The 11,731-nt window shown below is 60.5% G+C and carries 10 protein-coding genes; 4 read left to right on the top strand and 6 right to left on the bottom strand.

Annotated elements, in window-relative coordinates; all coding sequences use genetic code 11:
* Window positions 1-22: 22 nt before the first annotated feature.
* Window positions 23-1,435, bottom strand: a complete 1,413-nt coding sequence (locus ACR0FB_RS18840; protein ID WP_480621592.1) for an AAA family ATPase — start codon at window positions 1,433-1,435, stop codon at window positions 23-25.
* A gap of 401 nt (window positions 1,436-1,836) precedes the next feature.
* On the opposite strand from ACR0FB_RS18840, the gene ACR0FB_RS18835 reads away from it, so the two are divergent.
* Complete coding sequence (locus tag ACR0FB_RS18835) at window positions 1,837-2,844, top strand: replication initiator protein A (protein WP_171637961.1); 1,008 nt, start codon at window positions 1,837-1,839, stop codon at window positions 2,842-2,844.
* 4 nt (window positions 2,845-2,848) lie between these two features.
* Here the strand turns inward: ACR0FB_RS18835 and ACR0FB_RS18830 are convergent, their stop codons facing one another.
* The 3 genes from ACR0FB_RS18830 to ACR0FB_RS18820 form a co-directional block, all read right to left on the bottom strand.
* Window positions 2,849-3,061 carry a hypothetical protein gene (locus ACR0FB_RS18830; RefSeq protein WP_171172364.1) on the bottom strand — a complete coding sequence of 71 codons (213 nt, stop codon included), beginning with the start codon at window positions 3,059-3,061 and terminating at the stop codon, window positions 2,849-2,851.
* Between the two features lie 372 nt (window positions 3,062-3,433).
* Window positions 3,434-4,804 carry a nucleotide sugar dehydrogenase gene (locus tag ACR0FB_RS18825; RefSeq protein ID WP_480621591.1) on the bottom strand — a complete coding sequence of 457 codons (1,371 nt, stop codon included), beginning with the start codon at window positions 4,802-4,804 and terminating at the stop codon, window positions 3,434-3,436.
* Between the two features lie 163 nt (window positions 4,805-4,967).
* Window positions 4,968-6,059 (bottom strand): NAD-dependent epimerase/dehydratase family protein, encoded by a 1,092-nt coding sequence (locus ACR0FB_RS18820; protein WP_480621590.1) that lies wholly within the window; start codon window positions 6,057-6,059, stop codon window positions 4,968-4,970.
* 171 nt (window positions 6,060-6,230) lie between these two features.
* On the opposite strand from ACR0FB_RS18820, the gene ACR0FB_RS18815 reads away from it, so the two are divergent.
* From ACR0FB_RS18815 to ACR0FB_RS18805, 3 genes are read left to right on the top strand one after another with little or no spacing between them, the layout of a single operon-like run.
* Window positions 6,231-7,202 carry an NAD-dependent epimerase/dehydratase family protein gene (locus tag ACR0FB_RS18815; protein WP_171637951.1) on the top strand — a complete coding sequence of 324 codons (972 nt, stop codon included), beginning with the start codon at window positions 6,231-6,233 and terminating at the stop codon, window positions 7,200-7,202.
* Window positions 7,203-7,215: 13 nt separating this feature from the next.
* The gene (locus ACR0FB_RS18810) at window positions 7,216-7,995 is read left to right on the top strand and encodes a class I SAM-dependent methyltransferase (protein ID WP_170347056.1); all 780 of its coding nucleotides are present in this window, start codon (window positions 7,216-7,218) and stop codon (window positions 7,993-7,995) included.
* Window positions 7,992-9,533, top strand: a complete 1,542-nt coding sequence (locus ACR0FB_RS18805; protein ID WP_480621589.1) for an FAD-dependent oxidoreductase — start codon at window positions 7,992-7,994, stop codon at window positions 9,531-9,533. The genes ACR0FB_RS18810 and ACR0FB_RS18805 overlap by 4 nt, the downstream gene beginning before the upstream one ends.
* Window positions 9,534-9,536: 3 nt before the next feature.
* On the opposite strand, the gene ACR0FB_RS18800 is transcribed toward ACR0FB_RS18805, so the two are convergent.
* Window positions 9,537-10,286, bottom strand: a complete 750-nt coding sequence (locus ACR0FB_RS18800) for a polysaccharide deacetylase family protein (RefSeq protein ID WP_480621588.1) — start codon at window positions 10,284-10,286, stop codon at window positions 9,537-9,539.
* A gap of 2 nt (window positions 10,287-10,288) precedes the next feature.
* Complete coding sequence (locus ACR0FB_RS18795; RefSeq protein WP_480621587.1) at window positions 10,289-11,731, bottom strand: protoporphyrinogen/coproporphyrinogen oxidase; 1,443 nt, start codon at window positions 11,729-11,731, stop codon at window positions 10,289-10,291.

Here is an 11,731-nt window from a genome sequence, read left to right as displayed (position 1 = left end):
TTTCGCGCGCGAAACATCGCGCTCAGAGCGACAATTCCGGTGTTCCCGCCTCTTCGGCCTGCCGGGCCCGTTCTTCGCCCCGCCAGACGCCGATCAGCAGCTTCTTGAACGAGGCATAGGTGGCATCAAAGGTTTCCCGCCCGCGCACATAGGTCTCGCGGTTGAAATCGCGGTAATCGGCCTCGTAGATACCGTTGACCTGTTCCCCCGCCTGACCGATCAGCGCCGTGTAGCCCTGCCAGTGCGGCGACAGGGTCCGGCCCAGATAGGCCTGCATCAGCCCGGCCAGTTCCGCCTGCTGGCTGCCGTCATAGCGGGTGATGATCGTGCGCACCGCATCCCACTGAAACGCCATCTCGGGCCGCCCCAGGGCGCGGGCGGCCATGTTCTCGCCATCCTCGATGGACTGGAAGGTGGAATGCAGCATGTCAAAGAAGCGACCCGTGGAGTCGAACTCCAGGAACGAGGCCCCCATGGGCACCAGAAGGATATCCGAGGCGGCCAGCCCGTTGATCGTCAGATAGCCAAGGGCGGGAGGGGTATCGATGAAAATGATATCGTAATCGTCCAGCACCCCATCTTCGTCCAGCGTATCCGTCAGCGCATCCCACAGCTTCCAGCTGCGGCCCTGCATTCGCCAGACGGGGATCTGGAATTCCGCCCAATAGAGGTTCAGCTGCGCTCCGATCAGATCGATATTCGGCCAGTGGGTGGTTTGGATCAGATCGCTGCTGCGGGTCTTCAGCGCCTCGGACAGGGTATCGTCGATCGGATGCGGGGCCTCACCCCGGTCAAGACGTCCCTGATTGTCCCGGCGCAGATGGGTGGCGTAGTGGCGGGCAAGCAAGGGGAACACCGTCTGCCATTCATCGCTGACCTTGCCGCCAAAGATCGACGTCATCGAACCCTGGCTGTCCAGGTCGATGACCAGCACCTTGTAACCGTCCAGAGCTGCCGACATGGCCAGATGCGCGCAGGTCGAGGTTTTGCCAACACCGCCCTTGAAATTGGCCACGGACACGATCTTGGCGGGCAGACCCTCGGGGCGGTAGGGGCGGTATTCTTTCGCTTTGGATCCTTCCGAGGCGAAATGCGCCCGCAGCCGCAGAACCTCATCCAGCGTAAACCACTTGGCACCGCCTTCGGTTTCGGACTGTCCCTGGGGCAAATCCGGATTGCCCTTCAGGACCCGGCGAAAATGAGCAGACGCGACAGGGATCAGATATTTGGTGATTTCCCAGGTTGAAAACAGGCGCAGCTTTTTCTGACCGTTTTCTTCCAGCCCCCGGTTCGCCAGGTCGCTACGCCCCCGCGCACAGGCATCCGCGATTTGCGAGAACTCATGTGTTCCGGTTGGGTCGCCCAGTTCAGCATAGGCCAGATCCGGGTCGATATTGAAATACGGGGGAAGCCCCTCGGACGTTGCTGCTCGCATTGAAATACTGCCCATGTGCTATGTTTTAGCCAATATACCACAAAAGGAAGCATGTGAAAGCATTATGAGTACAAAACCGGATTTTCTAAGCAAAATTAAGGGGTAGAAAGCCTTCGAGACGCTGTTTTTGGGCCTATAGCAAAAAAATGTTCAGTTAGAATCCTGTTATTTTATTAGTTACGGCTGAATTTGAATTCTATTAAGTGTAAGAAAAAAAAGCGGTTTTTGTATTTCTTTTGGGTCATACTGAATCTGATCCCACGATAGGGTGACTCTGATCCCACGTTGCAGTGACTCTGAACCCACGTTCCGGCGGCTTTACGCATCCTGTGGATAACTCTACGGTGAGCGTCAATAAAACCACGAACAAAGATTCGGGCAGGACATATGGGCAGGGCAGTATGAGCGGGTCAGGGGCGTTGTTGCCTGACCGGCACCCAACGGGCGATTTTTTTGTATGCGATATCTTCGATGCGCTGCCCAAGACAGATATGGGTTCGATGGAGCATCCTATGTTTTCGCTCTCGACCCGGCCGGACCGGCGCATCCTCAATTACGAACATAACGGGGTCGAGATCACGGTGACGCCTTCGGTGCGCGGTCTGGCGACGATCCACGACAAGGACATCCTGATCTTTTGCATCAGCCAGCTGATGGCGGCGATCAATGCGGGCCGGACTGTCAGCCGGGTGTTGCATCTGAAGGCGCATGATCTGCTGGTGGCCACCAACCGCGAAACCAGCGGTGACGGTTACAAGCGTCTGCGCGAAGCGTTCGAGCGGCTGGCCGGCACAAGGATCACCACGAACATTGTGACCGGTGAAACGGAAACCACCACGGGGTTCGGCCTGATCGAAAGCTGGGAAATCGTGCGTCACACAAGGGCGGGGCGGATGGCCAGCGTCAGCGTGAAACTGTCGGACTGGCTGTTCCGCGCGGTGCTGGCGAAATCGGTGCTAACCCTCAGCCGCGATTACTTCCGCCTGCGCAAACCGCTGGAGCGGCGGATTTATGAGCTGGCACGCAAACATTGCGGGCGTCAGCCCGAGTGGCGGATCTCGGTCGAGGTGCTGTTGAAAAAGTCCGGCTCGGCCTCACCCCGGCGGGTGTTCCGCAAGATGATCCGTGACATGATCGCAGCCGATCACCTGCCCGATTATGAGATGACCGAAGAGCCGGGCGACCTGATCCGGTTCTCGCGCCGGGGTCAGGTGGTCGAGGGGCCGGACAAGCCGATCCTGCCGCCGCAGGCGCTGGAGGAGGCCAGGGCGATGGCGCCTGGCCACGATGTCTATGCGCTGGAAGCGGATTGGCTGGCTTATTGGGCCGCGTCAGGCCGCCCACAGATCAGAAACCCGCAGCGGGCGTTTCTGGGCTATGTGGCCAAAAGGGTCGCCGGACGGGACTAGGCGCTTAGCTGGAATAGGCGGGGTTTTGTTTCTGCACGCGTGTCTTCACGATTTTGACAGCGCCGATAACAATGAGGGCTGCAATGATGAACAGCCAGCCAAAGAGGATGTAGCTGCCCAGAGCCATCAGGATGGACGCACCGGAAATCAAAGCAAACCCGCCGGCGCACAGGCCAACTAGAATGGCTATCCCGATAATTCCAATCATCTTCTCCAAGTCCTCCGGCTATGGTCTTGGTCTTGCCAACCCCAAGTGGGCGCCGTCATGCCATTGAGCAGATGCCCAAAATGATTCCGCGATGAAATCATGGCAAAACTTTGAACCACTAAGGGTTAAAATTTGGTTATTTTTTACCTGATGGAGCTTTGCTCCACTACTCGCGCAACACTGCTTATAATTTATTGAGACATGAATATGTCTGAACAGATAGTTCCTTAAAACTTTTGTGACAGCAATATAGAACGCCGACGATCCCAGAAAATGTGCAAAGGTCCGCCTATGACACAGTTCTGTCAATCCGCGATCATTTGGATGGAATGGCAGACTCGCGTGCGCTTCGGCCATGGAATGATCAGAGATTTTTGGGGGTCACATCTTGACCAAGCGCCCGTCTGCCACCCTGATCCCCTGCTTTTCAAAAACGTTGCGCGTGTCAAAGACCAGCGCGGCCTCGCGCGCGACCAGACCATAATCCGGGGCGCTGTGATCGGTGATCACGGCCACCGCAGCATAGCGTTTCAGATTTTCTGCTGTCAGCGGCTGGGATGTCCGGCCCGCAAGCTGCGGGTATTCGCCACCTTCGGGCAGGCGGGGGAAATACGGATCGTGATAGTCAATCTCGGCCCCCAGCTTTTCCAGCTCGTCCAGCAGCACCAGCGCCGGGCTGCGGCGGGTATCCTCGACATCGCGCTTATAGGCGATGCCCATCAGCAGAATGCGCTGTCCGGTCAGGGGGTGCCCGGTTTCCGCCAATGCAGACCCGTTGCGCGCGGCCAGTTCCGCCGCCATCCGTGCCGCCAGCATTTCCGGCACCGCGTCATTGCTGGCGCGGGCCAGATTGATCAGCGGCGTATCAGATCCTGCATCCGCGGCGCGCCAGGCCAGATAGGCCGGAGACACCGGGATGCAGGCCCCACCAATTCCAGGACCGGGATAGAAGGGCATAAAGCCGAACGGCTTGGTCGCCGCAGCCTCGATCACTTCCCAGACATCCACGTCCATTGCTTCAAGCGCGGTCTTCAATTCATTGACCAGCGCGATATTGACGGTGCGAAAGCTGTTTTCGACCAGCTTCACCGCTTCGGCCGTGGCGGCCGAACTGACCGGTACGGCGCTGGTGACGATGGCGCGATAGAAATCCTCGACCAGTTGCCGCGACAGCGGATCGTCGGCGCCGACCACCTTGGGGATACTGTGCGTGTCGAACTTGTCATTGCCGGGGTCTTCGCGCTCGGGCGAGAAGGCCAAAAAGAAATCGGAACCTGCCCGCAAACCGCCCGCTTCGAGGATCGGCTGAACCAGCGTGGTCGTGGCGCCGGGCCAGACGCTGCTTTCCAGCACCACCATCTGACCGGGGCGCAGATGCTGTGCGATGGTCTGCGCGGCGGCGGCGACAAAACGCATGTCGGGATCTTGTGCGTCGGTCAGCGGGGTCGGCACACAGATCAGGATGATATCGGCCTCGGCCAGTGCTGCGGCGTCCTGCGTTGCGCGAAAGCGCCCACTCTCCACCGCGTGTGCGATCCGATCCGGTGCCAGATACGAGATGACCTGACCCCCCTGATTGATCCGCGCCACCCGGTCGGGGTTGAGATCAACGCCGGTGGTATCAAACCCTTCATCATAAGCCGTCAGCGCCAGCGGCAGGCCAACATAGCCCAGCCCGACCACGGCAACCCGCGCATCGCGCGCCGCGATAAGCTGCTTGAGGGACTGATGGTGCGAGGTTTCGTAGTTCATAATCTATCCTGATCGTACAAAGTCACACTGAATTAAAATTAGCTTAGCAGATTGGAAACCTTCTCTCTTCATCGGATAGGACAGATCGGGAACGAAGCCAACTAATTTGTCGTTCCCGGCAAAGACCCGGAATGGGTGTTTCCAAAAACAAGGCAGTCTTGAATCAGCGTACCGATTGTTTTCGCATATGCTCGATCCATTCGTCGAAGGAAACACGAGGCACATACCCGATCTGATCCTGTGCATATCGGGTTGAAACCTCTGGCTGACCGGCAAAAAGTCTGCGTCCCGCCATGTCAGGCATCACGGGCCGGGGTTTTGCTAGCCGGGCCTGAACGGACCGTGCCCAGTCTGCGGCGGCCTCGACCCGGCGGCGCCCGACAAGGCGGCGCAGATGCGCGCTGAGCTGCCCCGCCAGAGAGGGGCCTGCGGGCGCATTGCCATTGGGCGACGGGGGCGGGGCCGGGTTCGCAGCCGGATCAATCCGCACCTCTCCGCATCTGGCAAGGCGGGCATAGCCTTCGAAAAACGTCTTCCACCCCAGCGTGTCCGGTCCGCTGATCAGGTATCGCTCGACCCCGGTCCGGGGTGATGAGGCCGCGCGCAGGGCGGCCTGTACCACGTCATCGACATGCACGGCCGGGCATTGTCCGGGCGGGTCGGGCAGGATGATGCCGCCCCTGCGCATCATCGCCAATGGCCCGTTGGTCCAAAGTGCACTGCCGGGCCCATAGACGATGGTCGGCTGCAAGATGGCGGCGTCGCATTTCCCCTGCAACAGTCTCTGTTCCATCGCAATTTTGGCACCGCGATAGCTTTGCACATCTTCCGGCGTGATCGGGTTGCGTTCGGTGATCGGCCCGTTGGGCCAGCTGTCATAGACCACGGCGGAACTCAGATGCACGATACGGTTGCAAGACCCGTCTTCGGCGGCTTTGGCAAGCGCGTCGAAGGCTGCAAGGTTGTCCGCGCCGGAGGCCCGGAAATCATAAGCCAGATGAAACAGAGCCGCCGCACCGTCCAGCGCCTGCGTCAGAGCCGGGCCAAGGTGCAGCGGGCAAACCAGTGCCTTTGCTCCGGCCTGTTCCAACGTGGCAGCCCCGTGGCGTGTGCGCAGCAAGGCGGTCACGTCACATCCCAGTTTCAGCAGCGCATCGATCAGGCGCCGGCCGATAAAGCCGGTGGCGCCGGTCACGACCACGCGCTGGCCTGCAAGCCCGTCGCCGGGGCGGGGGTCCACGTGTTTTTCGGTCATGTCCGCAGGTTCAACATTCTTAATGCGTTGTGCAACAATTCAGCCCTTTTTCCAAAACTGTGCAGGCCCGGCCTGTCAGCGCACCATAGCGGTATCTACCATTTGGTGGCCACCGATCCCTATGCTAAGCCTGTGGCATTAGAGTGGATTCTGTTGGTACGAGGGTTTTTCATGCAAATTTTGATCACGGGCGGGGCCGGTTTTATCGGATCACATCTGGCCGAGCGCCTGATTGGCAATGGGCATGAGGTGACGGTGCTGGATGACCTGTCCACCGGATCGCTGCAAAACCTGTCTTCCGTTCAGGATCATTCCGCCTTTCGTTTTGTCGAAGGCAGCGTTCTGGATGCCACATTGGTCGAGGAACTGGTCGGGGCTGCTGACGCGGTGTTTCACATGGCCGCCGCGGTCGGGGTCAAGCTGATCATGGATCAGCCCAGCCAGTCGATTGCGACCAATGTGGACGGCACGCAGAACGTGTTGCGCGCGGCCCTGCGCCACAAGCCCCTGGTCTTCATCGCCTCCAGTTCCGAGGTCTACGGCAAGGCATCGAAGTTCCCGTTCAACGAGGATGACGACCTAACGATTGGCGCCACAAGCATTCTGCGCTGGTCTTATGCCTGCGCCAAAACGCTGGATGAGTTCATGGCACTGGCCTATGCGCGCGAGGTTGATCTACCGGTGATCGTCCTGCGCTTTTTCAACACGACCGGTCCGCGCCAGACCGGGCGTTATGGCATGGTTGTTCCGAACTTCATCGAAGCGGCCCTGGCCGGTCAGCCCATTCAGGTTCATGGCACCGGCGAGCAATCGCGCTGTTTCAGCCATGTGGCCGATGTGATCGAGGCGCTTGTGCGTCTGCTCGATGTCCCCGAAGCCCGGGGGCAGGTCTTCAATATCGGTGGTGAACAGGAAGTGACGATCCGGGGGCTGGCCGAAAAGGTCATCGCGATGACGGGCTCAACCTCGGAAATCCGGCTGGTGCCTTACGAAGAGGTCTATCCCGAAGGGTTCGAAGACATGGCCCGCCGTCTGCCCGATGTGTCCAAGCTGCGGCGGTTCACCGGGTTCAGCCCGGCGCGCACGCTGGATGATATCATCGCCGATATCATGGCCGAGAAACGCGCCAAAGCCTACGCATGAAGAGCCAAACACGATGACACCGGGACAAAGAGTTGAAAAGCTGGTGCGCGACACCGCGACCGTGCTGCTGCCGGACCGGCTGCGCAAATGGATCCGTAAACAACAACGGTTGCACAATCTTCAGTCGGTGCCGGTTGGGTCGGTCGATTTCGGCGGCTTGCGGCGATTGTCGCCGATCAGTGCCGTGTTCGGGCAGGATCGCGACCTGCTGACCATCGAACGCCATTACATGGAAGAATTCCTGCAAAACCACAGCGACGATATCCGTGGCCGGGTTCTGGAATTCGGCGATCCGGCCTATACGAAGAAATTCGGCGGTGACCGGGTCACGCAGGCGGATGTACTGAGCTATGTCGAGGGCAATCCACAAGCGACCATCGTGGCGGATATCACCGATGCGCCGCATATTCCCGACAACAGTTTCGACTGCATCATCATCACCCAGACCCTTCAGATGATCTTTGAGGTCGACAAGGCGATTGCAACGCTGGAACGCATTCTGAAACCCGGTGGCGTGGTGCTGTGCACCTCGCATGGGATGACCCGTGTGGCGCGGCGCGAAGGCGTGGATGACTGGGGCGAATACTGGCATTTCACCAGCCAGTCCAAGCGCCGCCTGTTCCGGGCGGTCTTCCCGGCAGAGAATGTCGAGGTGTCGACCGTTGGCAACGTCTTTACCTGCATCTGCAACCTGCATGGCCTTGGGGCCAGTGAAATTGCGCCCGAAGAACTGTCCACCCATGATCCTAACTATGAAATGCTGGTTCTGGTCCGGGCAGTAAAGGCGCAGTGAGCGATGTTGTCATAGGGTCCGGGCCTGCCGGGGTTTCCGTCGCCCGGGCCTTGCTGGCGCGAGGGCGAAACGTCACGATGCTGGATGCCGGGGTGGAACCAGGGCCCGGGGTCACGGACCGGGTGCAGCAGATGTCTCGAACACGCGCCGAAGACTGGAGTGCCGAGGCGCGTACAGCCTGGATGGAGCCTCAGTTTCAGGCCCTGGAGGGCGAGGTGTGGCGCTATGGATCCGGTTATGCGCTGGCCTCACCTGCGCGTACACTGGCGGAAGGGGCGGATTGGTTTGCTTTGCGCGCGTCGCGGGCGGCGGGCGGGCTGTCCAATGTCTGGGGCGCTGCGGTTTTGCCGTATCGGCAGGCGGATATCGACGACTGGCCCATAACGACCGATGATCTTGCCCCACATTACAGCGCGGTGGCGGACATAATGCCTGTGTCCGGGCAAAAAGATGGGCTGCAAGACCTCTTTCCCGCCTGCGATATGACAGGTCGAACTCCCATTCCGCCAACCGCGCAGGCCGAGATGCTGCTGGCCCGGTCCAGGCAGAAGGCGAAGGCATTGCAGGGGGTGGGAATGCATGTCGGTCTTGCGCGTCAGGCGGTTGGACCGGGATGTCAGACCTGTGGATTGTGTCTGCACGGGTGCCCGTGGTCGTTGATCTGGTCGGCTCGGCAGGCGCGTACAACACTGCAGGCAGAGCCGGGCTTTACTTACCGCGCGGATCACGTGGTGCGGCAGGTCCGCGAGGAAGGCGACGATGTTGTCGTCACTCTGGCAGATGGCAGCGATGTCCGCGGAAATCGGGTGTTTCTGGCCGCCGGAGTTCTTGAAAGCGCGCGCATCCTGTTGGCGTCACCCGGCTTGCGGGGCAAGGAGCTGGTGTTGAAAGACAGCCAGCAGGCCTTTCTGCCGATGCTGCACCGCTGGCGGGCACCCAGGCGGCCCGATGTTTTGCCCTATCAGACGCTGCCGCAGCTTTTTGCCGAACTGGATGACCCGACCGTGTCGCGGCAACTGGTTCACGCGCAGATCTATACCTGGAATGAATACTATGCCCGCGATCTGAAACAGAACTATGGCCGCCGGATACCCGGCAGCGGGCCGCTGCTTGAGGCGCTGGCCCGACGTCTGATCGTGGCGCAGGTTTTCCTGCATTCCGATCATTCGCATGAAATAGCCTTGCGTCTGGCAGAGGATGGGCGGTTACGCCCGGAACTGAAAGAAAATCCCGCAACTGCCGAGACAATGCGGGCAGCGCTTGCGCGCTATGGCCGGGCCTTGCGGGGGCTTGGTCTGACCAGCCTGTCTTTTGCAGCGCGGTTCGGGGCACCGGGGGCCAGTTTTCATGTCGGAGGTGATCTGCCGATGTCGGATGACCCGGGCCCGGGTGAAAGCGATGTGCTGGGGCGCCCGCATGGCGCGACGCGCATTCACGTCGTTGATGCCTCTGTCCTGCCGACCATCCCCGCGACGACAATTACATTCAGTGTGATGGCGAATGCCCACCGGATCGGAACGCTTGCACCCGAAGCCTGACACTCAGTTGATGGGCAGCACCCTGCTCAGCCCGCTTCGCACGCCGCGCATCAGTTTGCGGGCCGCCAGATAGGCCCCGCCGCGCCCGGCAAGATGAGCCTGCCAGCGGGCGATGTCGGCGAAATAGAACATCTCGAGCCGCGGCAGGTCGTGGATGTCATCTTTCGGTCCGGCCACGCCCAGACGGGTGCCGACCGAGGTGTCGTAGTGCCGGGCAATCTGTGCGCGTACACTCGGGTTCGACGCGCCATAGGGCGGGGCGAAATGCCGGACGGGTTGACCAAGCCGGGCGGCAATATCCTGACCGGATCCGCTGACTTCATCCTCCAAGGTCTCTGCATCCAGCGTCGACAGATCGGGATGGCTGACACTATGCGCCCCGAAGCAAACCCCCTCACCGGCCAGTGTTTCGATCCGGTCCCATTCCATCAGCGGGCGGGGCGGGATGTTGCCCCCGGCCCAGCTGTCGGCGCCACCCATCAGGCCCGAGGGCAGATAGACGATCGGGCAGAAGCCAAGTTCGCGCAGGATCGGCCAGGCGGTATCGGCGAAATCCTGGAACCCGTCATCGAAGCTGATGATGACCACACGGGGGGCAGGCGGGTTGGCCAGCGCGTCCGGCGTCACCACCGGCAGGCCGGACGCCGCCAGCGCCTGCATCTGTGCCGCAAAGATGTCGGGTGCGATCGAGGTTGGCCCCGGCGCGTCCGAGATCGAATGATACATCAGGATATCGGCCTGCCAGGCGGGCATGGTCAGTCTTCCACCACATGGGTGGCAAAGACCTCACGATAGCTGTTCCATTTCGCGCGGTCGATATTGCCCTTGTCGTCGATGCAATCCGCCGCGCCATAGGCCATGGCAAATGCGTGGTGCGTATTATCATGGGCGAACAGGCCCTGCCGTCCAAATACGAGCAATCCGTCCATATTTGAGAGCCACTGATCAACCGTATCGAACCGGTCTTCATAGCCCACATCGTAGACCGGATAGGCATGGCTCAGCCGCCGGGTTTCGCAGCGGCGCACCGGCACGGTGACGGGCAGGCCCAGTTGCCCCAGCCATTTGGTGAATTCTTGCCCCAACTCCTCGTTGGACATGGACCACCATTTTTCATCCGGGTCGCAGGGCAACTCGGCGCACAGAACGGTGACGCCCTTCGGCGCGCCACTGGCGTTATAGTTCTTGGGCTCGGACATGCGGCTGATCGGGATCGACAGTTCCGGGAAATAATGCGCATCGAACTCGGTGAACTGGTCTGTCTCCAGCACCAGATACAGCAGGATCATGCCGCGGAAGCGGATGGCGCGGGCGGCCTCGACCACCTCTGCCGGAGGGTCGCTGATCAGGCGCGTCAACCCGGTCAGCGGGATGGTCGACAGGATCAGATCGCCGGTCAGGTGCCGCTCGCCCTCTTCGTCGCGGATCGTCAACCCGGTGATGCGATTGCCGTCCCGTTCGATGGCGGTGATTTCGGTATTGAACAGGAAGGTGGCGCCATTGGCCTCGGCACTGTTGCGCATCGCGTCCGAGATTTGCCCGAACCCCTTGCGCGGATAAAAGAACCGCCCCGCCGTTTCACTGCGCAGCCCCGGCAACAGGCGCAGCATCTTCATCAGGATCTTGCCGACCGATCCGCTGCCCACCCGACGTTCGGCCAGTTTCACCGCCAGCTTGTCCGGATCCAGACCCCACAGCTTGCGCACGTATGGGAAATAGAAATTGTCCGAAATTGTCGGCCCCAACCCGTCATAGAGCACGGTCGAGAATGTCTCGGGGCCTTCGCTTTTCTTGCGGAAGGGTTTCAGCACCATGTCGCCGATCAGCGACGCGGCAAAGGGTTTGGGCAGGCGCATCAGCGCATCGGTCAGTTTCAGCGGAAAGTGAATCCATTTGCCGCCCAGCCGGATGCGCCCGTGGCGGGGGCGCAGCAGCAGATCGTCACCCAGCAGGGATTTCACATCGGCCAGAACCTCGGGCTCTGCCGCCGGATGAAACCTGTGCGAGCCGTAATCACAGATCACGCCCTCAATCGGGAATGAGGCCGAATTGCCCCCGGCACTGGGCGCGCGTTCGATCACGGTCACTTTCGCCTGCCCGGTCAGGGCATGGGCTGCGGCCAGACCGGCCGGCCCGGCGCCCAGAATGATGATATGGGGTCTTTCAGTGCTGCCATCTGAAGGGGAGACATCCGTCAC

This window comes from Ruegeria sp. P10 (assembly GCF_056534925.1).
Note: the sequence above shows the minus strand (reverse complement) of the source record. Positions and strands in the feature narration are given on the sequence as shown.